The sequence below is a fragment of the Paenibacillus sp. V4I7 genome, from assembly GCF_030817275.1.
GTDB lineage: Bacteria > Bacillota > Bacilli > Paenibacillales > NBRC-103111 > Paenibacillus_E.
In genome coordinates this window covers 2,826,407-2,850,095 of record NZ_JAUSZD010000002.1, presented here as the reverse complement: position 1 = coordinate 2,850,095, position 23,689 = coordinate 2,826,407, and the positions used below count along the sequence as shown (strand labels likewise).

At 44.5% G+C, this 23,689-nt stretch carries 18 protein-coding genes; 6 read left to right on the top strand and 12 right to left on the bottom strand.

Annotated elements, in window-relative coordinates; translation table 11 throughout:
* Positions 1-436 precede the first annotated feature (436 nt).
* On the bottom strand, positions 437-5,488 hold the full coding sequence (locus tag QFZ80_RS14180) for a phosphodiester glycosidase family protein (protein WP_307559492.1): 5,052 nt from the start codon (positions 5,486-5,488) through the stop codon (positions 437-439).
* A gap of 180 nt (positions 5,489-5,668) precedes the next feature.
* Positions 5,669-8,155 (bottom strand): SpoIID/LytB domain-containing protein, encoded by a 2,487-nt coding sequence (locus QFZ80_RS14175; RefSeq protein WP_307559490.1) that lies wholly within the window; start codon positions 8,153-8,155, stop codon positions 5,669-5,671.
* Positions 8,156-8,684: 529 nt separating this feature from the next.
* On the opposite strand from QFZ80_RS14175, the gene QFZ80_RS14170 reads away from it, so the two are divergent.
* Positions 8,685-9,017 (top strand): cytochrome-c oxidase, encoded by a 333-nt coding sequence (locus tag QFZ80_RS14170; protein WP_307559488.1) that lies wholly within the window; start codon positions 8,685-8,687, stop codon positions 9,015-9,017.
* A 206-nt stretch (positions 9,018-9,223) separates the two neighbouring features.
* Here QFZ80_RS14170 and QFZ80_RS14165 read toward each other — a convergent pair whose 3' ends face one another.
* From QFZ80_RS14165 to QFZ80_RS14155, 3 genes are read right to left on the bottom strand one after another with little or no spacing between them, the layout of a single operon-like run.
* Positions 9,224-10,045, bottom strand: a complete 822-nt coding sequence (locus tag QFZ80_RS14165; RefSeq protein WP_307559486.1) for an alpha/beta fold hydrolase — start codon at positions 10,043-10,045, stop codon at positions 9,224-9,226.
* 54 nt (positions 10,046-10,099) lie between these two features.
* Complete coding sequence (locus QFZ80_RS14160) at positions 10,100-10,522, bottom strand: MarR family winged helix-turn-helix transcriptional regulator (RefSeq protein ID WP_307546040.1); 423 nt, start codon at positions 10,520-10,522, stop codon at positions 10,100-10,102.
* Between the two features lie 31 nt (positions 10,523-10,553).
* Positions 10,554-10,691 carry a hypothetical protein gene (locus tag QFZ80_RS14155; protein WP_307546041.1) on the bottom strand — a complete coding sequence of 46 codons (138 nt, stop codon included), beginning with the start codon at positions 10,689-10,691 and terminating at the stop codon, positions 10,554-10,556.
* Between the two features lie 356 nt (positions 10,692-11,047).
* Here QFZ80_RS14155 and QFZ80_RS14150 point away from each other — a divergent pair, with 356 nt between their 5' ends.
* Positions 11,048-12,085 (top strand): DUF3231 family protein, encoded by a 1,038-nt coding sequence (locus tag QFZ80_RS14150; RefSeq protein WP_307559483.1) that lies wholly within the window; start codon positions 11,048-11,050, stop codon positions 12,083-12,085.
* Positions 12,086-12,611: 526 nt separating this feature from the next.
* Here the strand turns inward: QFZ80_RS14150 and QFZ80_RS14145 are convergent.
* Positions 12,612-13,112, bottom strand: coding sequence for an RrF2 family transcriptional regulator (locus QFZ80_RS14145; protein ID WP_307546043.1), 501 nt, complete (start codon positions 13,110-13,112; stop codon positions 12,612-12,614).
* Positions 13,113-13,317: 205 nt separating this feature from the next.
* On the opposite strand from QFZ80_RS14145, the gene QFZ80_RS14140 reads away from it, so the two are divergent.
* Positions 13,318-13,962: an FMN-dependent NADH-azoreductase gene (locus tag QFZ80_RS14140; RefSeq protein ID WP_307546044.1), complete on the top strand. Its 645-nt coding sequence runs from the start codon at positions 13,318-13,320 to the stop codon at positions 13,960-13,962.
* Between the two features lie 522 nt (positions 13,963-14,484).
* On the opposite strand, the gene QFZ80_RS14135 is transcribed toward QFZ80_RS14140, so the two are convergent.
* Positions 14,485-14,658 carry a hypothetical protein gene (locus tag QFZ80_RS14135; RefSeq protein ID WP_307546046.1) on the bottom strand — a complete coding sequence of 58 codons (174 nt, stop codon included), beginning with the start codon at positions 14,656-14,658 and terminating at the stop codon, positions 14,485-14,487.
* 118 nt (positions 14,659-14,776) lie between these two features.
* Between QFZ80_RS14135 and QFZ80_RS14130 the strand changes: the two genes are divergently transcribed.
* Positions 14,777-14,944: a hypothetical protein gene (locus QFZ80_RS14130; protein ID WP_307546047.1), complete on the top strand. Its 168-nt coding sequence runs from the start codon at positions 14,777-14,779 to the stop codon at positions 14,942-14,944.
* Between the two features lie 475 nt (positions 14,945-15,419).
* On the opposite strand, the gene QFZ80_RS14125 is transcribed toward QFZ80_RS14130, so the two are convergent.
* On the bottom strand, positions 15,420-16,187 hold the full coding sequence (locus QFZ80_RS14125) for a 3'-5' exonuclease (protein ID WP_307559481.1): 768 nt from the start codon (positions 16,185-16,187) through the stop codon (positions 15,420-15,422).
* A gap of 432 nt (positions 16,188-16,619) precedes the next feature.
* On the opposite strand from QFZ80_RS14125, the gene QFZ80_RS14120 reads away from it, so the two are divergent.
* Positions 16,620-18,353, top strand: a complete 1,734-nt coding sequence (locus QFZ80_RS14120) for an ABC transporter ATP-binding protein (RefSeq protein WP_307559478.1) — start codon at positions 16,620-16,622, stop codon at positions 18,351-18,353.
* 138 nt (positions 18,354-18,491) lie between these two features.
* Here QFZ80_RS14120 and QFZ80_RS14115 read toward each other — a convergent pair whose 3' ends face one another.
* Entirely contained in the window at positions 18,492-19,460 is a 969-nt protein-coding gene (locus QFZ80_RS14115; RefSeq protein ID WP_307559476.1) for a hypothetical protein, read from the bottom strand.
* Between the two features lie 60 nt (positions 19,461-19,520).
* Positions 19,521-20,792 (bottom strand): hypothetical protein, encoded by a 1,272-nt coding sequence (locus QFZ80_RS14110; RefSeq protein WP_307559474.1) that lies wholly within the window; start codon positions 20,790-20,792, stop codon positions 19,521-19,523.
* Between the two features lie 118 nt (positions 20,793-20,910).
* On the opposite strand from QFZ80_RS14110, the gene QFZ80_RS14105 reads away from it, so the two are divergent.
* On the top strand, positions 20,911-21,822 hold the full coding sequence (locus QFZ80_RS14105; protein ID WP_307559471.1) for a helix-turn-helix domain-containing protein: 912 nt from the start codon (positions 20,911-20,913) through the stop codon (positions 21,820-21,822).
* On the opposite strand, the gene QFZ80_RS14100 is transcribed toward QFZ80_RS14105, so the two are convergent.
* Both QFZ80_RS14100 and QFZ80_RS14095 read right to left on the bottom strand, forming a co-directional pair.
* The gene (locus tag QFZ80_RS14100; RefSeq protein WP_307559469.1) at positions 21,812-22,702 is read right to left on the bottom strand and encodes a carbohydrate ABC transporter permease; all 891 of its coding nucleotides are present in this window, start codon (positions 22,700-22,702) and stop codon (positions 21,812-21,814) included. The genes QFZ80_RS14105 and QFZ80_RS14100 overlap by 11 nt on opposite strands.
* Before the next feature lie 12 nt (positions 22,703-22,714).
* Entirely contained in the window at positions 22,715-23,593 is an 879-nt protein-coding gene (locus QFZ80_RS14095) for a carbohydrate ABC transporter permease (RefSeq protein WP_307559467.1), read from the bottom strand.
* Between the last annotated feature and the right edge of the window lie 96 nt (positions 23,594-23,689).

The window sequence follows — 23,689 nt, the reverse complement described above, 5'->3', positions numbered from 1 at the left end:
TTCTTCAATATATTCAAGATTCCTGCCAGTTAACGTAATGAAGCTGCCGATAGTGCCGGCAGCTTCATCCATTGATGTTAATTCTATAGTTTTCCGTTAGCGTATTTGCCAATAAAATATATTGGATTCCATCATTTATTTAATCGACCAGGGAATGGGTGTAACCTGATTATTCTCCCAGTCTTCCCTGATTACCGCGTAACCGACGGAGTCGAACAACTGCCCGGCTAGCCTCCAAGATTTACGGTGATACGCTTCCAACACGAACAACGATTAACAAACAGTGCCTGCATAGGTAATCCAAAGTTCTTTTAGCAGAGTATCCGTATTTAATCTGGTTCATTTATTTTTTAAATTTGCTTTTTACATACATATAGAAATTTTTCATCAACGCAACAAAGCCGTCCTCTCGGACGGCTTTGATTGTTTTCACTTCTTACAGCATGCTCGCGAAGTCGATCAGTACTTGCGCTTCCTTGATCTTTCCTTCTCTTCCGAGTGCTTCGACCTGGTTGATATAAGCGTTAATATTTCCTTTACTCAGCTTCTCTTGAAGAGCGTTCACGATACCGTGAGCTCCAGGCCCTTCCACTAGCTGCTTGGTCAGGCGGCTGAGTCCGTCCAAGGTGACAATCACCTCGTAGGAAACTTGTACGTATGCCATATTGCCCGCCGCATCCTGCGCATGCACAGTCAGCGTATGGACGCCCGCGCCGAGTTTGTAAGCTTCCATGGAGACAAGCGGTTCGGTGCACGGATTATAGACGACTCCGGAAACCGAATCGGAGGCGGTGCATGCCACCGTAATCGTCTGGTCAACGCTGTAAGTGCCTGCTCCTGTCACTTCCACAATCGGAGCCGTTTTATCCAGCCGGATGACAAGCTCCTGCTCCCGCTCCTTGTTGCCGCTGTGATCAACAGCAGCGTACCGAATCGTTGTAACGCCTTCCTGGTTGATAGGAATCGCGGCAGCAGAGCCGCTTACGACCGTTTCCTCCTGTGTCATAGCGCCCTCGAGAAGGTAGACGATTTCCTTGACACCCCGGTTGTCCGTCGACACCAGTTGAACCGTCACGTCCTCCTTGAACCAGCCGGACGCATTTGTGGTGCCGTAAACCGCCGTCGTTACCGGGGGCACGCTGTCTTTCACCAGTAGGAACCGGTCGACTTCGCGCCCGCCGACGGTACTCGTAACGAAAGTCAGCTGATCTCCAACGATTTCAATCGCGGCGTACATTTGCGTCATTTCCTCGTCGATAACTTGCGTCCAATCTCTGCGTGTTAAGCCGTAGAACTTAGGACCGGTCGAGCCGGGGGTGACATAAGCGGTACCTTTGCCCAAAGCAGCAGACGCGCCATTCTTCATCGACGTTCTCAAATAAATATGATCGTGGCCGTTCAAGACGAGGTCGACGCTGAACTCGTCGAACACCGGAGTCCATTCCCTGCGGACGATTTCCGTATCGTAAATGCTGCCGTACGGGCCGCGGTGGAACATAACCACTTTCCATTTCTTGTCGGTCGCAGCGAGATCCCCTCTCAGCCATTCCTTCTGCTCCGCGTATTGTTCTTCGCTGTTCAGCATGACGAAATGGACCTCGCCGTAATCGAACGAGAAATTAGTTCCTTTGAGCGACTCAAGTCCGTTGCCCGGCTGGTTGAAATGGTTCGTAAAGTCGCTCTTTCCGTTTATTCCCGTCACTTCGTGGTTCCCGAGTGTCGCAACGAGCGTCGTATTCATCAGCTCGCGCTGCGCCGCCTCGAACCACATGTTCCATTCGTTCTCCTTGTAACCGTTGTCGACTAGGTCGCCCGCATGCACGATGAAATCGGGATCGGACATGAACTCGAACGCCTTATCCACCGTCGCGCCCCACAAGGCGTACCCGGCTTTATCCGAAGCTTGAGAGTCGCCGAAGAACAGGAACTTCACCGTATCTTCCAGCGTGGAAGCGGTCTTGAACGAACCTTGTGAACTGTAATTTCCAGCTCCGTCGCCAAGCCGGTACACATACTCCGTCCCGGGATTCAGATTTTCCACGAGCGCCTTATGCACTCGGACGGTGCCGATATCGTACGTAACGAACAGTTCGGACGTTCCCGTAAGCTTCCGTACATTAGTGCCGCTCCAGTCCGTAAATCCGACCAGCTCCGAGACTTCCACTTCGGTTCCCTGGGCATCCGGATGCGTGTGCCACGTAAAGCCGTGTGACGTTGTAGGATTTGCTCCTATCGTCGCACTGACGTTGTACGGCGTCAGCGAACCGGTCCGCTTCGAAACGGCGAACGTCATGACCGAGCTGTAGAACGGTTCTTTAAAAGCTTGCAGCTTGTACATCTTGACGGATTGGGTAAGCGTGCTCGTCACAAGCTTCCCTGCCTCGTCCGTGATGCCGACAACCACACCGTCCGCCATGACGGTTGCGCCGGCGACAGGCTCGCCGCTTTCATTCGTTACCGAGAACTCGGTCGGATACCCCTCCACAACACCGGTTGTGTTCCATCCAAGCGTCAGAGGATATTTGATCAAGGACTGGATCGGCAAGCCAAAAAATACAGCGCTCGCTCCCGGCGCGGACGCCAATGAAATTTTACCCGAACGGAACGCAATGACATTGCTGCCCTCGGCCGTTGGCTTCACACGGTATCGGATGTGCGCGAGCACGTCGCTGTCTTTGAGCGAAACGCCTTGCAGGCCCGCCAGCTTCACGAGCACTGTTCCTGCCGCAGCGTCAATATTCGACTGTACCTGACTTGCCGACAGCTTGTCGCCCGGTACGACCTGCAGGCTGTCAACCTTGGCCGGATCGAAGGCGTAACTTATCTCACCGCCGCTAATGCCTTCCATTCTAAAGCCTTTAATATCCAGGCTGTGCGTATTGCCCGCATACACTTCAGCCGGGGTGTCGAACACGAACTTGGAAGACCCCGTATCCACATTGAACGTCCATTCCTTCTCCGCCCGGTTTCCTGATAGGTCGCGAATCTTAACCATGGCCTTGTGGATACCGTCAGCAAGCGGAATTTCCGGCGTGTAGCTGATTTTTCCTTCCGGCGGATACAGCGTATGCGGAACGAGTACGTCATCGACGTAGAACGAAATTTTGTTAGGGTCGATAAGCGTCGTTCCCGGATGCTGCTGCGGATCGTAGCCGGCGTCTTCGCCGATCGCCCGGATGACCGGTTTATTCGTATTGACCGTTCTGCCTTCAGCCGGCGTCATGTTCTTAATGATCGGTGGCTCGAAGTCGTCGTTCACCGGCCCGTAAACCGCCCGGATATCGTCGACGTAGATGGCGCCCGCGCCCTTGACTGGCGGATTTTTGGATGTCGTCATCAGGCGAACGGGAAGATCCAGCGTCAGTGGAGGCGTAAGACCTGTCGGCACGTCCGCTTCAACATACTTCCAGCCTTTCCAATTGACACCCACCGTTTCCGATGTAAAGTTGATCGGCGTCGCGCCTCCAGCACCGTCCTTATCCCGCATTTGCGCACGAAGCCAGTTTCCGCTGTTGTCTCCGTACACCCACAAGCTGATCTTGGTCGGATAGCCGGGAATCCTCAAGTAGTTCGTCCGATTGATCGTTTGCAAGTAAGCTCCAGTCGTCCCGATTTTCCCGATAAAATCGTATTCCAGCTTCAGCGCCGCGCTGCCGAATCGTACGTACTCGTCTTCCGTCGTGACACTGGCGATCGCTTTGTTGTAATTAGCGCCAGCCGTACGCAAATACCGGGAAATCCCGTTCTCGAAGTTTTCCAGCATATAAGGCGGCGTTCCTACGTTCACAGTCATCGACGTCTCGACTGCGCCGTACTTCGCGTAAATTTTGCCGCTTTTGCCGCTGGCGGTCGTCGCGCTGAAGACGCCGGCCGCGCTGAGCGTTCCGATGTCCCCTTCGACGCGCCACTCGAAGCTGCCATTGTCGGCCTTGATTTCCTGTCCGTTGCGCAGCGCCTTAACAGACACCGTAACCGTGGATCCGGATTCAACCGCTTTCTCCGTATCCGGGAATTTCAGCTCTGTCAGCTCCGCGACCACTTCGACTTCGCCCGTTCCCGCAAGACCGCCGGCATTTACTTGAATCTCCGCCGAGCCTGCTGTCGAACCTGCCGTAAACACGCCGTTCGTATCGATCGAGCCGATCGCCGGATTAACCTGCCAAGCCGGCGTTCCTTCGAACGCAGCCGGATGTCCGGCTGCGTCGACCGCGGCGACGCTAAGCTGAATCTTAGAGCCGGCCAGTACCCGCTCCAGATTCGGCTTCACGACGAGCTTCGCTGCCGAACCTTCCGGCGCCTTGTTGACGAGCAGCAACGAGTTACCGGTCGCCCGTTCTCCGCCATCGGAGCCGCGGTTTAGCATTTTGAACATCAATTCGCCTGGAAGCCGCGCAACAAAGGTAGAGGAGCCGCCGCCGTCCAGATTGATCGCATTCGTGACGCCCAAGTTTTGCATCATTTGGCCGAGCTCGCTTGTTTCCACGCCTTCGCTGAAGCTCGGCGCTCTTCCGTCAACTTCCATCATGACGATCTTACCGTCTGCCTTCGTGCCTATGGCCGTGCGAGGATGAACGCCGGATGGCTGAACGTTATCTAGCAGAACGCCGTCTCTAATCATCATTATTCCGCTCATCGCCACTTTGGCGCCGCCCCAGCCGCTAGCCAGCTCGAACGCCGCGGTCACTTCGTCTCCAGCTTGCAGCCCCTCGATGATCGACCGTGCCGCGCCATGCGCCGAGAGAACGATTTTGCCTGGCGACAGCGGAGAATTCCCCTGATCCTTGCGGAATTCCGCCACCTTGAGCCGCATCGTCTGACCGCTTCGGACGTCCCCTTCCACAATGTCCAGAATGACTTCGTCACCCAGTGATGTAGTCTTGGTCGAATCGGCGTAGTCATTCGTATAGAGGACAAGCTGATTATCCGCGCGGTAACGGTTAATATGCGTAATCGTACTCGTCACGCCGCCGATCGTTACCGTCCGCGTCAGCTTGGGGGTAGGACCGATTTTTGTCGTGCCGTCTTCATTCATGACGAACACGGCATTGTTGACGTCAGGCGTGTTCAGAATTTTGCCTTCGCCCATGAACAAGCCATTCGGAACACCCATTCCATGATTGCTCAAATCGTAGAAATCTCCGTTAATGCCGGCAATTACCCTGTTGCCGGGTTGATCCGCATAGGCTGCCATTTGCGTAACGCCTTGCATCCCGTACACTTTGCCGGATTTCGTGCCCGCCTGAAGCTCTAACATCGGATTCGACGGATCGAACTCAACGGTATGTACTTTCTCAAGCCCTCTGACCAGCTTCATGTCATACCAGTTGTAAACCGCGCCAGGCGCGAGCTCCATTTGACGGTGGTCCAACACTTGCCCATAAGGATAGGAGGGCAGCTCCGCCGCGCGCGTCGATCCGTAGGGCAATAATAAGGAAACAACCATGAGAAGACCCAAGAAACCCGCGATTGTTCGTGTCCATTGTTTCATTTCGCTTATAACCTCCGAAATTTAAATTTTGTCAGGCAATCTATGAAGCTTCTACCCTCCTTCTGCCACTACTAGAATCGTAACATCCGATTGTCATCGAAGAGCAATGGGAATGTTGTCGCTTTGTAAAAACAGACCCCCGTCATGAATGTCGGACGGAGGTCTGTTCCCATAGATGCCTTATTTTTCTTTTTGGACGTTCAGCTTCTCCTCTGCCGTCTGTCCCGTATAGGTTGCCGTGAGCGTCGTATGTCCTTTCTCGAGAGCCGTAACATTGCCGGACGCATCGATGGCCGCGATATTCGGATCGCTGCTCGCAATTGTTGCGCTAGCTGTGACATCGGCGAACGTATCGTCGGAATAATGCGCGGTTACAGTAAGCTGTACCGTTTCGCCAGCCCTCATCGGTTTGAGCTTATCGATGGAGATTCCTCGCAACGAAGAGGTAACGTTCAGACGATATTCGGCTATGCGTCCTTCGAAGGATGCCGTGATAACCGTTTCGCCCATGCTCGCCGCGGTTACGAGTCCTGTTTCATCCACCGTCGCGACGACCGGATTGCTGCTCACAAACGTTACGCCCTCGTTCAAGGGAACACGTGTGCCGTCGGCATACACCGCCGTCACGACCGATTGCAGCGACTCTCCCGCCTTCATCGGCGCAAGGCCGCCGATTTCGAGGCTTGCAACGCTGCTAGCCACGGAAAGGCTGTAGCTGGCGGCGATCGTACTGTAGCTCACCGTGATAACGGTCTGGCCATAACCGATCGCCGTGACGAGACCGAAAGGGCTCACCGTCGCGACGGCCGGATTGCTGCTGGCGTAACGAACACCGGCTGTCCAGATCACGCGGGATCCATCATTGTAGATCGCGGCAACCTGAGCTTGCCGGGTGTCGCCCGGATTCATCGGCGCGAGTCCGCCGAGCTCCAACGCCATGACTTGGAACGGCTGGCCGGCCGCCGTCTGAAGCTGCATGTTGGCATAGTAGCTGTTCAGAATCTGATCGAATTTCCAGCCGTTCAAGCCGAGCATGGACGCGGCGTATTGGCTCATGCCGACGCCGTGCCCGTTGCCGCCTCCGTAGAAAGTTATGCCGGCAATCGAGCCTGCCGCACCCCGGATCACATCGAAAGTGAAAAACGCCGAATACAGAATGCTCGGGTTTCGGAGCGTGCCAGCCGGATCGTAATCTGCCGATCCGCCTTTGGCCCGGTAAGCAAGGATATCAGAAGCGCTGCCGGTCATCGCTTTGCTCGGACGGATGAGGAAGCGGATGTTGAATTCCTTAATGATCTTATAAGTGCCGGTCGTGCCCGTAATAACGAGCTCCGTAATATTGCCGCCTGCTCCGCGTTTCGCCACGGAGATGTCCGTCAGCGTCCCGACGCCACCCGGCGGAATGGGCTGGCTTGCGAAGCTTCCGTCCGGCTGTCGGGAGAGGATAAAGGCGGGATCCGCCGTGTAACGGGCCACCAGGTTGGCGTTGATCGTATTTTGGAGCTCTTGGCCGGTAAGGCCGATTTTCCAGCGAAAGTACAGCGATTCGGAGTCAAACCCGCGGTAGGACAAGTCCTTGTAAAAAGCGTTCAGCGCCTGTTCGTCGGACGTGTTGAGCTCTAGCATTTTCGAAGGATCGGCCTTGTCGTACGTGTAGCTCCTCGCGATCAGATAAGGAATCGGTGTCCCTGGAAACGTCGTCGCGCCCAAATCGGACCACACCTCATGCTTCGATGCGCCGAAGCCGCCGGAGGTGGAATAGAACCGGGCATCGACGAGCTGGCCGCCGCTCTTCATAATCAGCCCTGCCGTCGCGTTCACGGCTTGCGTCGTGAGGGCGTTCTCGGCGCTGTTGTTGAACACTTGGCTCAGCGTGCTGTCGTCGATATGGAAGCCGCGGTCCGCGAACCGATTGCTATAGTAGTCGGTCAGCGCGTAAGTCCGGGCTGCGACGGCTTGCGCCTTCAGCGCTTCCAGACCGAAGGAAGCAGGCATTTCGCTCGGAACGACTTGGTACAAATATTGTTCCAGCGTAATGTCGTTGACGAGTTTCAGCCTGTCCGGTGTCGCCGCAAGGGAGATTTCGAGCGTGTTCCGATAAAGCGGATTGCCTTGCGCCCGTCTGAACGTCATGATCTGCAGCAGCGAGCTGTCCGGGCTCAGTTGCGTGGCGTACATGCGGTTAGCTGTGCGATACAGCTCAGCACCATCCATCATGACGACAATTTGACCGCTCACTGTCGTGAACGTAACGAGCTTGGCCGCCGGAATCGCGAAGCTTGTGTTCCCTTTCTTATCCAGCAGCGTATAACCGTTCGCCGATTGGATATCCAGCTTCGCGTGGTCGAACGTCGTGTTGTCCGTAATGTCGGCGATGTCTCTGCGGATGCCGACGCGCATGCGGTCTGCCGGCGTTACTCCGTTGATAACCAGCTTCGCGATTTGGCCAGCATCGTTCGGGTACGCCGTGACGTTCTCGGCGCCGATCATCACTTGAGACAGCGAGCCTGCGTACGTTTGCCCGCCTACGACGTGCTCGACGGTGTAGCCAGACGCCAGCGGCAAGACACCCGCTAACTCCAGCTCTAACGTTCCTTGCGCCGTGTTCTTCTCCATGATCTTCTCGGTCAACGGCGCCGTGAATGCCGCAGCCGAGTTCGCATACACAGTGCTCGCTCCTCCGGTCAGAGGGAAAAGAACGGACATTAGCATTGCGGCAGAAACTAGCAAATTTGTAATCTTGCGTCTCATCACTTCCAGTTGTAGAACATCCACATCTTCTCACTCCTTTTGTTGTGGAACTCTTGTAAAGCGCTTCCATTCTTTCATTCATATCATAAAAGCTTTGAAATATAATTTCAATATATTTTTTATTTATAAAATATTAATTTATTGTGTGAAAGAAAATCCTGCGAATGAGCGAGCATTCGTGAGAAAATCCATATTCTTCGAGGGAGCGCAACAGGCCACCGTGTTTATCTCCGGCAGCCTGTTTGATCTTTGTTATGAAGCTAACTGTACCCGTTAGCAGAGCAAAGGGACGTACAACTACGTTGCGGTCTCTTTTTCGGGAAATTGTTATGGGTGGTGCAGTCCTTTTTTTTTGTTCAAAATTGGGAGTTCCTCTCCTCATGACGCTGGGGCTATGCGGTTGATATGCTGAGACCAGAAAACATGATCGGAGGCTGGTTGTTGGATGGGAATTATGATGTTTCGCATTTCAGTTGTTTATTTCTTTATCGGGGTGGTTCTGGGCATTCTCATCCATGTGATGCCGGAACTGGCAGTCGTGCATCCTCATTGGAACCTGCTCGGATGGGTGTCATTCGCTCTCGGCGGGATTGTATATTGTCTCTTCCCTAAGGCGGGGACAAGTAAGCTGGGAAAAGCACATTTTTGGCTTCATCTTCTAGGTATTCCCATTCTGCTTTACGGATTGCTGCGCGTGGGGATGGGGCAGCCGGCGGAGCCATTCGCACCTTTAGGCGGTCTGCTTTATTGTAGTCGGTGTGTTGTTATTATGGTCTAATTTATTAGTGCTATCTTTATCTAGTCCTGATTTAATACTGCAGTAAACTGCCCGTTAACTTAGTTTCCGATGAGTTCAAAAATAAGATCTTGGACAATATTAACTATTCTATTAATTGCTCATTTTTGCAGCCCTCACGGCTAAGCGCGACCTAGCGGTTGATTATACATTACACTACGGTGTGCTATCTTAGCCTGGCGTCCATTTTAAACTCTTTTTAACCAGTCCATGATTGTATCTACTGTTTCCATATATCTCTGCCCTACGAGCACACCAGTATGAGTTGTGTTCCAAAGCCCTTTATATGCAGCACGGAGGTGCTCCGCTGTCACCCTACCCCGACGGTCGTCATCATCACAGTTTACTGCTTTGATAACCAAGCACGGGCAAGAAATTGAATTGCTGTCTATTGATATACCCTCTGTTTCGATTGAAAAAGAAAAAGCGCTAAATGCCTTTGATGACTCCATTGTCAGATACTTTCTTTGAAATTCAATGTCATCTGCCGTTTCATCTATGCTTGAAAGCTCTTCACGGGCCGGGGCAGGCAATATGATACCAGGTATCATCTGAGCTAATTCTTTGTATGGTACTACTTTATGAACTTCTTTGCTTATGACTGAATCGATCAACACCAACCCTGCGATCTCAACGGTTTCAGCCAACTTCTGGCTCAGGATCCCCCCCATGCTAAATCCGATAAGAATCGGCGAAACTTCACACTCAGCGATAACCTCTTTAATATCCTCCAAATAATCCTCGAAATTTATCTTAGTCATATCCAGCAGCCTGCTTTTGTAGTGACTTCTCAAGTTCATGACATAGCATTTCCACCTTTCACTGATAAAGTGAGGAATGTATTTGCTCCACATCCAACTTCCTGAGTAGGCACCGTGTACAAAAAGCAAAGGGGGCCTTTTATTAGTTGCTTTCGGGAAGTTTTCCCCCTCGAATATCTCTAAAAATATATCGTTTTCCCCAATGTATTTCTCTGTATGATCGGGCAATTCTTTCGTAAAATCTCTCACGATGATTTCCTCCTCGTAATTTTGTTTGACATCAAACTATTTATTTAAAAAAATTTAAAAGTTGTAATAAATCTTTTTTAAAACGTTAAGCAGATCTTCTTTTTCTTTTTCAGAGATGTTTAAGTAAAACACGTCTAACATTTCTTTAGATATTAATTCAAAGATCGGTTTCAGTTCACTCCCCTTATGAGTTAAAGTGACATAAACAACCCTCGTGTCCTCTCTGTCCCTTTCCTTTGTCACATATCCGAGCCGGACCAACTTGTCAACAAGTGCTGTGACTGTAGATTTATCCTTATTAATCCCTTTTGAAATGTCCGCCATAGTGAGTCTGGGCTTCTTAAACAGCTCATAGATGATATCACCATGTGAAGTGCCAATACCGTCTATCCCATACTTCACCATCTCTGCTACAATAAACCGATTAACTTTCTCTCTAATTTTGGAAATTAATGAAATGGCATCTCTATTTTGCATAACCACATTATAGTTTGATGTCAAACCAATGTCAAATGTACTTAATGCGCTTCCCGCGGTGGGGGGTAAAAATGGTGATTTTCCGCTTAGGAATGCGCATGGATACGTTCTTGAGATTGTTTTCCCTCGCACCCGAGATTACGATATACTCCTGATTGGATTCGCTCATGCTTAACATCCTTCCGTTAGTGTTAATTTCTACTTATATTCACATTGTACCATTCATCGTGCATTGAAAGTCGGGCAGCCCGAACTTGCACCTGTTATTGTTCTAACCGGGAATTAATGATTAGAGATAGCTACCCTCTCATGCTCTCCAATCTTCAATCGATTAAATAATAATGGGAACTGAACCCCGGACTATGTAAAGAATACTTTAGCCCTTCAATTGTTTAACTATCATTCTCCGTTACTTTAATGACTTTGTCACAATTGCACATAAGCAGCCTAATATTGGGAATAGACTTACTCTGTTTGGAAACATTATATATTAAGCAACTAACAACAAAAATAAAGGAGCGGATTATGAAAAGTCCAATTCAATTTTATGAATCCAACGATATAGAGCATACGCCCAGATTAACTGCTCCTGAAGTTGCAAACCTTTGGTCGCAATACCAAAACGACACCATGGCAATTTGTATCTTCAAACATATGTTACAATTTATCATTAATAAAGACGTTAAAAATATAATTGAATTTGCTGATGACATTGCAAAACGACAAATTGAACAGATTTCCTTTTTTTTAAACGAAGAAAAATTTGCCATTCCACATGGTTTTACAGACGATGATGTTTATCCAAAAACCCAACAATTATTTAGTGATCAATTCTGTTTAATTTACATCTATATTATGAGTGTTAATGGATTGGGTGGATATTCTGCCGCTCTAGGCACGTCTGTACGAACAGACATTAGAGAATATTATGTTAAATGTCAGAATGAAACAATGGAACTATTCAATAAATCGTTAGATGTTGCCCTAGAACAAGGTATAATATCTCGACCACCTTCAATTAACCCAAATAATCAAGTTGAATTTGCTGAGAAACAAAGTTTTCTTGCAGGCTTTTTCGGAGAACAAAGACCATTAAATTGCATTGAAGTTACCCATCTCTTTTGGGATTTAAAGAAAATACAAGTCAGTAAAGCACTTACCCTTGCTTTTTCCCAAGTAGCAAAGTCAGAGGAAATTCGTGCGTATTTCTGGCGAGGGATTCAAGTTTATAAAAAACAAATTAATGTTCTCGAGGCAATCCTTGCCGAACATAACTTACCTGTTCCTAAATCTGAGGACGCAGAAATATTGGCTTCTATCGAGCCAACGTTCTCTGACAGACTAATGATGCATCATAAAGCACTTCTTGGTGCCACAACAGCGGGTTTTTACGGTACAGCAATAGCATCAGTACAAAGATCTGATGTAGCATTAGCATATACTCGCCTTGTAGCTGAAATGTTGAAATTAACAGATGACGGTGCAAAAATAATGATTAAACATGAATGGCTTGAGGAACCCCCATATCTTGAGGATCGAGAACGCTTAGTAAAAAGGAAATAATATGCATTTATGAAACGAGAACAGGGAATCAAAAGAGTTTATGGTGAATTGTATGCCCAGGATTCGACAAATTCTTAATGGACCTGTACTATTCTCGATCGTCAATTTGGAAGCCATGTTAATAGCGCTTTGAGTAGTATTGTTTATGAACAATTCCAACGTAAATAAGTCCAATGAGCTAATTGACTTTAGCCATTTGGACTTTTCTATTTGGTGAACTCAATCTTGGTTTCAGGAAGTTCATCGAACTAATAGGTTACAAGATTTAAGTTTTGTATTCGAGATAAAAATTAAAGAATTCTCCTTCATCCCGCTGCGCGTGTAGCAGGTTCGTGGCAGTTCTTCTTTCCGTTATCTTTCGAAGTAGGCTAGACAAAAGCAAAAGCAGGAACCGGTATCCCTCTTTCAACTGTAATGGAATTAACCTCTCTCCAAGCCTCCAGATAGATTTATAAAATCTAATAGAAATAATCAACTTTTTAGCTGAAAAACACTTGTCGTTACTTTATTATCCCTTATTAATCAACTACTTTGGCGCAGAAAAATATTTTCGGGTATCGTAGCGTATTTGTTTCGGCAGGACTCGCTCCAAATCCTCATTCAACCATTTCAGTGTCTTGCTTCGGAGAAACGACCTCATATGTTCTTCTGCCTCTAGCATAACTAAATTTATCGTGCAAGGAGGCGTATCTGCTGTACAAGATGTACACTCCTTATCTCGGTACAGTAGGCCGTTTGCAATTATGTTTTTGCATTGAAAAATAGGATTTATGCCTTCAATTGCATCGATTACGTCCAAAAAAGAAATTTCTTCTGGAGACTTGGACAAACTATAACCGCCTTTAACACCAGGAGTGGATTTAACGATACCAGCCTTTGTTAATTTGCCAAACATCTTAGAGAGGTACGTTTCAGAAATTCCTTGAAAAGCGGAAAGTTCTTTTATACCAACGCTGGAATCTGGTGGAACTTCGATTAAATATACAAGGCAGTGCAGTGCATATTCAACGCCAATACTATACTGCATAAAAAACACCCACTCCTTATTACGAACTTAGTTAATATTTATATTAAGATATAAAAGAAAAAAAATGTCAAATCTGTTCATACCCTTTCTACACTATTCCCATTAATAGGAGTTTGACAACTGATTTGTTAAGGATTATATTATGGATATGACTAATCGTCGATTAGGTATGACGACAATTGTATTTTAAAGGAGAGAAATTAAAATGAAAATGCTTATCATTAATGCCCATCCCAAAATTAAGTCCACATCTTCTGTCACCTTGAACGTTCTCGATCATTTTTTGAAGGTATATAAGGAATTAAACCCTAGTGAGACCATCGAACAAATCGATCTATATAGCGAAGAGGTACCCATGGTCGATCAAACGGTTTTGAGCGCATGGGAAAAATTGGCGCAGGGTGAACAGATCACCGCTGAAGAGCAAAAAGTGACTTCGCGTATGGCTGAAGTCTTACAACAATTTAAAAGCGCTAATAAGTATGTCATTGCCATGCCGCTGCATAACTTCAACATTCCGACAAAGCTCAAAGATTATATGGATAACATCTTCATTGCCCGCGAGACTTTCAAATACACGGAGAATGGCTCAGTGGGTCTGCTGAATGACGGCCGGAGCATTCTTGTGATCCAAGGAAGCGGTGGCGTCTACACCAATAACGATTGGTATACGGAAGTTGAATATTCTCATAAATACCTCAAATCCATGTTTAATTTCTTAGGCCTTGAAGATTATCAAATTATTAGAGCTCAAGGTACTGCTATTAGAAATCGGGAAGTCGTATTAGAAGAAGCCTACAAAGATGCTGACCAAGCTGCCAAACATTTGTCTGGTTTAGTTAGGTCATAAGGGGATGCTAAAAGCTATTGAGAGTTGTTATGGATTCTCAATAAAGAGTCTTCTTCGGGACTTAGGATACCTGCACTTATAATTCGGTGAACACATTATCTAGCTGATCAACAATAACCCCTGCATTATCATAGGCTGTTATCATCCCATACGAGGTTGCCCTCATGTGTGGTAACATTGGGACAGCCTCTTTTTCATCTACATTCAGGTTAACGATTTTTCACATGAGCAGCATCGCTCTTCTCTTCAAGACGACATCAAGAATGGAATCTTTCCAGCAGCGTTCTAACCAAAACAACTGACTTTAGTGATAGTCAATGCCTTCGGAGGTTCACCCTCCTATATCTCAACGGCTGTTATCATCTCCCCTTTGTATAACAAAAAATATTATACATATACTTCCATATTTGTGTTAATCATTTCAAGAGTGGTTGGTGGGAGAGTATAGCAGTAAAATGTTGGAATAAAAATGAAAAAACCTCCATATTAAGGAGGTTGGTTGATACAATCTATATTTCAAACTCATTGATTCCGTTCCAATTCCTTTTGTTGCGCATCAAGCTTATTTTTTATCTCATCAATTTTAGTTTGGAGCCAATCCTTCGTGTACACTTTCATTAGAGCCTCTCGTGAGGTATCAATTGCGTTCAAAATTATTTCAATATCAGCTTCAGTTAGATTGTTATTATTTAACATAAAATCACCTCCGTTGCTAATTATCTCCACAAGTTGTGAACATAATACAAACACTTCATTTTCTGACACATAACAAAGGAATGTTAGGTCAAAATAATAAATATGGAGGTGATATATAATGACGCAAAATGACAACCTAACGTCATTGGAAGTGAAAAATAACGATCGTGAGAGTATAGTACCATCAACAGCTTCCCTCACAACAGAACAAGTTAAAAAGTATAATGACCGCATTGAAGAAGAATCTAGACAAGAGATAATCCATCCTAGTGTTGATGGCAATTAATTTGGTTTAAACCTACTGAACCGGGGGCCTCATTTGACTGAGGGTGACGGCCAGACCCTTGATTCTCTCCAAAACACTACAAGAGCAGAGATGGAATTGATTTTTTATAGAATTTAATCAAGTAATAAAGCAAAGAGGAGCTTGGTCGATTGATTTCGACTGAGATCCTTTTGTATTGGACCCAGCGTTCTCCATCTTCTCTCGGGGGCCATCGTAATTTATGCTCCATATGTTCCTGCATCTCACGGGGAGACGAACCCATGACTAAAAAGAAGAGCAAGCCGCCTGAATTTGAACTGCCACATGCTAATCCGGTAAAAGTCAAAATCGAACCCTCGTCTCAGAAATAACTTTTTTATTCAGCTTTAGAAAGTAATAAAGAGCCTCCATACTGGGGCTCTTTATTATATATACAATCTATGGGATTAGATTACCATGAATTCGGAATAAATATACTTTACAGTTACAGAATCGGCTAGCTAATAGCGCTGTTGCTCCGTATGAAATGAAATTTGGAACCATACTTCATTTGGGCAAATTTATTAAATAACTTTTGTACCATTCCAATTTCGTTATCGGTTAAGTTCATAATGGATATATACTTTTGCGTATTCTGATCCCTTAAAAAATCGTCCCATCTTAACATTCGGTTATTTTGAAGAGCTTCGTCCAGGGAAATTTGGATCCATTTCTTTATGCCGCCCGTACATATTTTGAAAGGGTCTGGTATGAAATAATTCGTATCATTTACAAGCCCTGGTTTTAACATCAATAAATGCACAGCATTTAAAGCATCATCCAATGCTGAATGGCTTTGCCCTATGAAATGAAGGCCATGATCTTCTAAAGCTTGTTGCAATCCTCCTTCAAAAAAACGAGTCATGTCCAATAAATGAGTAGTTACCCATTCATTTTTAATACGATTCACTTTGCAATCAACTAGTAAAGTAAAGAAATCGCTGCCGCCCCATGCAATCAATTTAAAATCGCTGCCGCAAAATTTTTTAAATTTCTCTATAACTACCTCAAAAGGCTTACTTTTTAATAATGTTTCTTCTGTAATACCGCAAAACTGCAGTGCAAATCTATTTAAAGGAAATTTAGGACGAATAAAGCTTTGGAACGTATCGACAATTTCCAATTGCTCATTTAATTTTACAGCCCCTATTTCAATAGTCTCCATAGGATATATATCGTAGTGTCTCCTACCATTGAACTCCATATCCATAACTATATAATGCACTCGCTTTTCACCTCTTACCTTTTCTAATAAATGATCTACTTAAATTAAAAAAAGACCATGATTGATCCAGCATATGCCGAACAGACTTGGTCATGCGATTTATTATGAGAACCATCAGCCACGGCTTCTCCATGGAAAGAGTGATCCTCACCAGCTCATTCACCCATGAAATATGAAGATATCATATTCACATCGATCATTTCAAGTATTAGGTTTTTCCAGACTTACCAATGTACATACAATAGTCCTATGATGATAAGAATTGATTATAATGATTTGTTAAATTGTGGTGCCTGGTTTGGGATGCTACCATGAAAATAAAACGATTGGAGTGGTAAAGATGAAAAGTTTTACATCTGTGAATATGATCAACAATTTCACTATAGAAAACACTTTAATGCTTAAAAGAAGGATAAATTGGAGGAATAGTTCGTGGAAAAGTTAAAAAAGTTTCTAGCTTACTACAAACCTTATAAAAAAGTGTTGTTTGCTGATTTGTTCTTTGCAGCACTAGCTTCGATGACCGTACTTGCCTATCCCTTGCTGGTAAATCAAATAACCAAAAACGCAATAAGTGACGAAGGAATCGATGTTACGTTAGTTTTTAAAATGGTTGGCATCTTTTTATTTCTGATGGTCGTGGAGTATGTCAGCAACTTCTATACCGACTATTTTGGGCATGCGATGGGGGCAAAAATCGAGTCTGACATGCGAAAAAATTTGTTTCAGCATGTTCAAAAGCTCTCGTTTTCGTATCACGATAATGCCAGAACTGGGCAACTGATGTCTCGGATAACTACAGACTTATTCGATGTATCCGAACTTGCACACCATGGACCAGAAGATACGGTAATCTCTTTGGTGAGAATCCTGGGCTCGTTCATTATATTGCTAAGTATAAATTGGGTACTCGCGTCAGCTATTTTTTTGATTTTACCTTTCATGTTTATTTTTGCCTATCACTATAGCATCAAGATGAAGCACGCTCTTAAAAAAAATAAAGAACGTATCGCAGATATAAACGCTCAAATTGAAGACAGCCTTTCTGGGATTCGAGTTGTGCAATCGTTTGTAAATGAAGACATCGAAGTGGATAAATTTAGAAGCAGTAACTATCGTTTTTTAGAAAGCAGGAAAAAAGGATATTTGGTGGAAGCATTGTTCTACAATGGTTTGACTGGGTTTATTTCATTGATTAACATTTCGGTTGTTGTCGCAGGCGCCATTCTTATAAGTTATAACCAGTTGCTTCTAACCGAGTTGATTACCTTTTTGTTATACATAAACACCTTAATTGACCCTGTGAAGAGGTTAGTGAACTTTACTCAGAATCTTCAAAATGGGGTGGCTGGCTTTGAACGTTTTATGGAAATTATGGCGATTGAGTCGGACATTACCGATGCCAAAGATGCTACTGAGCTAAGCAATGTAAAGGGTTCAGTGGAATTTGTAAACGTAGGCTTCCAGTATGCCAGCGACTCGAATTATGTGTTTAAGAATATAAACATTACAGCAAGACCCGGTGAATATGTAGCACTTGTAGGACCTTCTGGAGTTGGAAAAACGACCCTTTGCAGTTTAATCCCGCGTTTTTATGACACCAGTGAAGGTACAATAAAAATCGATGGTACGGATATAAAAACCATAAGGCTAAAATCATTGCGTGACAATATTGGGATCGTACAACAAGATGTGTATTTGTTTTCGGGTACGATTAAAGAGAACATCTTGTACGGGAAGCCTGGGGCTACCGATGAGGAAATGATCAACGCTGCCATAAATGCTAATGCTCATGAATTTATTATCGGACTTCCGGATGACTACAACGCCTATATAGGTCAACGTGGCGTAAAGCTTTCAGGCGGTCAGAAACAACGCATAAGTATCGCACGTCTATTTTTAAAAAACCCTCCTATCCTTATATTGGATGAAGCCACTTCCGCCCTAGACAATGAGAGCGAAAGGGTGGTTCAGGAAAGTTTTGAAAAGTTAGCTAAGAACCGCACTGCCTTTGTAATTGCACATAGGCTGTCCACAATAAAAAGTGCAAAAAGGATTATTGTCTTATCGGAAGATGGGATTGCAGAGGAAGGTACACATACAAAGCTTATTGAAAACAATGGTATATATGCAAAGTTCTACAAAATGCAGTTTGATCAATTATAGTATAACGTTTAAAGACGTAGATACTTTTAATTACTAGAATACAACCTAAAAGACGCTAAGCAAATATTTCTTTGTTAGCGTCTTTTAAGTTAGGCTAAAATTCCTTCCGTATACTGAACAATCCTTGGTGTTTGGTTTTTATGGGTTTATTATAATCTTACTTGCATTTAATAAAAATTCTTTCATATAGTTAATTGATATTCCACTATGAAACCTTCTAATTTCAAATAATGTCCATTCTTCAATATGTTTTATTTTTGCTAAATAAGTTCGGTTTCCTTTGGATTGTTCATTTAAAAAAAGATTATACGTATCAACTTTCTCTTGAGCATCGCCTTCCATTATTTGTTTAATATTTTTTTCATAGAAGATACTTGTCCTATCCGCCCATGATATTAGTTCGCTTCGGGGTGTTGTTGAACACCGGATTTCATCAGTACCTTTATAATAAAAGGTATTGTCATTTATATCATATTCAGACAAAAACAGAAGATCTAATAAGCTCCAAAAGTAATCTGCCTCATGTTTAATGTCCCATCTTGAACAATATTTAGGATGTAGTGTAACATGAGTAGAAGTAAACCCCGCATAAAGTAAATTTAAATCATTAATTTTCTTAAAGGAATTGGGAATTAGATTTTTACTTCCTACAAAAGTAACAACTTCATCCGTAAGTATAATTTGTTTAATATCAGTGATTTTTTCTTTTTTAAAGTTAATGAATGTATCTGTCGAAGAACTAAATTTATCTGTTAATAAAATCTCTCCTTTTAGATTTGTGTTTTTTTCTTTGAAGTCTATTAACAAATTACATACAACTTCCTCAAAAACTTGAAAACCATCTATTATTTCATCAAAACTATCCAAGGTGTAGGGTGGAGATACGACTTCTATTAAAGCATTGGAATATTCAGGATGTATCTCCCAGCCTTTGCTAAACAAATAACCCACTTTTTTTACTAGATTTTCATGAATATCCGTCATAGACTTTATTTTATTTATAATCTGTTGTGATGCTAATAAGTAACTTATGAAGTCACGTTCTTTATAAACTATTGCATATTCTTTTTCGATTCCAAACTCAAACCTGTCAGGAACAATTTTCATTGTTATCCCCCCCTCAATACCTCTTTGTACTTGCCCGTTCGTATTATTGTTTGATAATCTCTATATTTCACCTTCTGCAGCAGCAGCTATCTCTTCTGCCTTTCGAACTTCACTGAAAAAATGATCTAACTCATGCTTCGCAACTTCACGTATAAATCCTAGTTCTTCGCCAAATAGCTCAGGAGTCCATGTACGCCCGAAGGAAGCATGGACCACCTCATCAGCCCAATCGTAATCCTGGAACTGAGTCATTAATGGATGCTTCACTTGATCTCTGCAGAATTCAAATTCCCCTACTTTTCCCGGTCGCTTCATCGCCCCTTCTTCAATTCCAATACTTAGCCACGCGTATTGCGCACTCGGGATTTTTTCTATATTGATATCATAATCAGACGTATATTGCGGGCGTGAACGCCAATCCAACCCTTCAGCCTCCAGTGCTGCTTGACCAAACAATGCATGGCGAACCTCATCCCACAAGTGCCTTGCTAAGTCCCGATAGAATGCCCACGGCATTCCTTTTTGTGACCATAATACAGCCGCAATCAGTTCCGCTGCCGTCATCTCTTCCTGACGTACTCTCATCATACCGACAAGTCTGTCCTCATTCGCCTTCTCGAATTTCATTCCCATGCTTGTACGGTAAAGGGTTGTTTCACCCATACGTGCTTCTCGTTGCGATTTTTTGGGCAATTGATAGACCTGAAAGGATCTTATACGTTCTGGTATTTCAGAAGACCTTTTCATTTCGTTACTCATTCCACCTGCTGCAAGGATGCATCGCTTTAATAACGTACACAATTCTTCAGAACCAGCCTCTTCCCACTCCCCTGCGTTCTTCAGGTGAGCAATTGCCGCTTCTCCCCAATTTACTTGTTCCTCCAGATCGAGAAGGATTGAGCGTAATATACGAATAGTCGGTTGATCTACAATTTGTTGTGTACGTTGTATATGGCTCCTATAGGCTTCAATAAGTGCTGGTTTAATCACTGTATACACGCCGGCTAACCATTCGGAATCTGTACGAGCATGAAGAATTTCGTCCAAAAGCAGCGTTAACGTTGGATCTGGTTCCTGCCCAACGTTAGCAAGAGGCGTACGCAGATGACTCACACGTGTACGAAGCTGATCCGCTGCTTCTGCATCCTCATAGATGTGTCGTCCCATCGCAGTTTTGACATCCCAGTTATGTCGTGCTGGCAGCTGAGCTGCACCTATAAACATAAGACGCTCATGAATGAACCGATATCTCTGCAGTATCTTAGCGTTTGCATCAACACCAAAAGCACCAATTGAATATGGATTGTCAATTCCTGTAAATGTAATTTCCAACTTTATTCCCTCCTATGACGAGCGCTGAATAATTTCATTTTCTCTTAATGTGAATTCGTTTACAATAGATAAAGAAAGGAATTCAATGGATTTATTTGATCAGAAAGGGTGCCTCCAATTGAATGGAAAATTGCCTATTTTACACTACTGCGGTGACTTTATTGTTCGACGTAACTGGAAGCTGGGACCACGTATTTTAGACGATAACGAGTTGGTGTTTTTCCCTCAGGGAAATGGAACCATCTACCGAAATGGAGATCAAGTTTATACATTGAATCAGCCCAGTTGGGTTCTTACAAAGGCAGGGGAAACTCACAGCTATCATTTCGGAGAGACTGCAGCTACTCGTCATCTTTTTCTGCATTTCAGTGGTGGTGAATGGTTTGCGCCTACGCTTTTTAGTACGATGTATTGTGATGTAATACCGGTTAGGGAAGGTGGACTACTATCGGTAATAATCAGCCAGATCCTCCACATCGCTCATGAAGAGACAGATACCAATCGGTGCAACATCTTATTGTCAGCTCTGCTTAGCGAGCTTGAATACTTGGGCAATAAAAGCAAAAACACTTCAATCCCCGCTATGAAACATTTAAAAAATAAAAAAGAGGCCGCAACCGACCCCTCCTATCCGCTCGTGGTGAGCAAAGCATTATCCTATATTCGCAATAGGCTCCTTGAGCCTATTACCGTAGCCGAAATTGCAGTCCATTGCCAGTTATCTCATGAACACCTGACTAGAGTCTTCGTACGTGTCATCGGAATTCCTTTGCGTCAAATGATCATTCAACTGCGGCTAGAACGCGCTTCTCATATGCTCCGTCATAGTACACTTAGCATTAAAGAAATCGCCTCGCAGTGTGGATATGCTGAGAACCATTATTTTTCACGAGCTTTTACCGCCTATTACGGTATGACAGCAACAGCATACCGCCAAGAATACGCTGACCCACGTGTCCAACACATCGTTCCTGACGAACGATTGGAAGAGAATTATCCGATTAATGTTTATTTTCACATTAACCCTTAATGCCCGTCATAGAAATGCCCTCGATAATATTTCGCTGGAGAACAAGATAAACGAGCAGTACAGGCATGACGGCAATTGCAGAACCAGACATCATTAAAGTCCAGTCAGTCACATAGAGTCCCTTAAACGTACTAAGCATCAAAGGTACGGTGAAGTTGTCGGTTGAGCTCAGGAAAATGACGGGCTTAAAAAAACTGTTCCAATGTCCCAAGAATGAAACTATCGCTAACGAAGCTAGAGCTGGACGAATGAGGGGAACCATGATACGCCAATAAATTTTCCACATGTTCGCACCATCAACATAAGCTGCTTCTGATAAGTCACGTGGGATACCCATAAAAAATTGCCTCAATAAAAATACACCAAAAGCACTGAACAATGCATCCGGAACAATGAGGGATAAATGCGTATCGAGCCAGCCGAGATTTTTTAAAATGATGTATAGTGGAACGATCGTAACCTGTTCGGGAACCATCAACATGGAAAGAAACAGGATGAAGAGTACATTACGAAAGGGAAAATCAATTTTAGCAAATGAAAAAGCAGCCATAGAGCATGTTAATAATTGACTCAGTACCACAATCACAGAAATATAAGCACTGTTTTTGTATGCTTTATCAAATGGCATAGCTGTTAGAGATCGGCTAATATTCTCCCATCTCCATGGATTCGGAAATAAGGTCGGCGGCACTTGAAAGATTTGGGCTAAGTCTTTTAAACCGCTGAATGCCATCCATAAAAACGGGCCAAACATGACTACAGAGGCTAGAATCAACAGAACATGCAGAAGGATGGTTGATACTTTACTACCTATATGGTTGTTCTTTTGTTTACTGGGTACTGTTCCTGCTGGAACTAATTTCTGATTTACCGTTTTCATGCGAAATCCTCCTTAATCCGCGTAATGGACCCATTTGCGTGAAATATAGGTCTGTGCAATGGTGAAAGTCAAAATGATAACAAAAAGCATAGTAGCCGCTGCCGCACTTCGTCCGAATTGAAAGTTTTTGAAGGCTAGCTCATACAAATGATACACAATCGTATAACTAGCTTTTGCTGGACCACCGCTCGTCATAACGAAAGCCATATCAAAGATTTTAAACGAGTCAATAATGCCAATAATGGTAACAAATAAGGTAGTTGGTGACAAAAGGGGCACAGTAATTTTCCAGAATTGCTGTGACCTTGATGCACCATCGATCATGGAAGCCTCATAGTAATCTCTGGATATTCCTTGTAAACCAGCCAGAAAAATGATCATGTTAAAACCTAATTTTTGCCAAATGCTCACAATCGCCAAGGACGGCAGGACGAGGTTCAAGTTGGTCAACCATTGTGGACCCTTAATGCCGAACAAGCTATGCAGCAGAAAATTGATGATACCGAAGTCACCATTGAGCAGCCACATCCATACAATCGCGACAGCGACAGAGCTTGTAACTACTGGCATGAAGAAAAACAACCGATACATAACACGATATCTCACTTTGTTCAAAGCAACAGCGACCAATATCGCAAGAAAAATACCCATCGGGACCGTTAATAAGGAATAATAAAGGGTATTCACTAGTGCCTTCTGGAAATCAGGATTATGAAAGGCGTAACTGAAATTATTAAATCCAATAAAAGTCGCAGGCTGAAATCCATCCCAATCTAATGTACTTAAAACAAAGGTTGTGATCAGAGGAATAAGTGAAAAGGAAAGCAGTCCGATTAATTGTGGGGTAATAAAGAAATACCCCCAGAATGTATTAGAACGTTTACGGTTCATGCAAGTCCTCCCATATAAATGGTTTCAAAAAAAATAAAAAGGGGGGACGGAATACAAACATCCTTCCCTCCTTCATGTCACACATTACCGTACATG

What these genes read in the sequence shown, in the direction of transcription:
- QFZ80_RS14155 (WP_307546041.1), bottom strand. Translation starts at nt 10,691, where the DNA reads ATGAGCGAATCCAATCAGGAGTATATCGTAATCTCGGGTGCGAGGGAA.
- QFZ80_RS14180 (WP_307559492.1), bottom strand. Translation starts at nt 5,488, where the DNA reads ATGAAACAATGGACACGAACAATCGCGGGTTTCTTGGGTCTTCTCATG.
- QFZ80_RS14130 (WP_307546047.1), top strand. Translation starts at nt 14,777, where the DNA reads ATGACGCAAAATGACAACCTAACGTCATTGGAAGTGAAAAATAACGAT.
- QFZ80_RS14160 (WP_307546040.1), bottom strand. Translation starts at nt 10,522, where the DNA reads ATGCAAAATAGAGATGCCATTTCATTAATTTCCAAAATTAGAGAGAAA.
- QFZ80_RS14115 (WP_307559476.1), bottom strand. Translation starts at nt 19,460, where the DNA reads ATGAAAATTGTTCCTGACAGGTTTGAGTTTGGAATCGAAAAAGAATAT.
- QFZ80_RS14135 (WP_307546046.1), bottom strand. Translation starts at nt 14,658, where the DNA reads ATGTTAAATAATAACAATCTAACTGAAGCTGATATTGAAATAATTTTG.
- QFZ80_RS14150 (WP_307559483.1), top strand. Translation starts at nt 11,048, where the DNA reads ATGAAAAGTCCAATTCAATTTTATGAATCCAACGATATAGAGCATACG.
- QFZ80_RS14100 (WP_307559469.1), bottom strand. Translation starts at nt 22,702, where the DNA reads ATGAAAACGGTAAATCAGAAATTAGTTCCAGCAGGAACAGTACCCAGT.
- QFZ80_RS14170 (WP_307559488.1), top strand. Translation starts at nt 8,685, where the DNA reads ATGGGAATTATGATGTTTCGCATTTCAGTTGTTTATTTCTTTATCGGG.
- QFZ80_RS14140 (WP_307546044.1), top strand. Translation starts at nt 13,318, where the DNA reads ATGAAAATGCTTATCATTAATGCCCATCCCAAAATTAAGTCCACATCT.
- QFZ80_RS14145 (WP_307546043.1), bottom strand. Translation starts at nt 13,112, where the DNA reads ATGCAGTATAGTATTGGCGTTGAATATGCACTGCACTGCCTTGTATAT.
- QFZ80_RS14095 (WP_307559467.1), bottom strand. Translation starts at nt 23,593, where the DNA reads ATGAACCGTAAACGTTCTAATACATTCTGGGGGTATTTCTTTATTACC.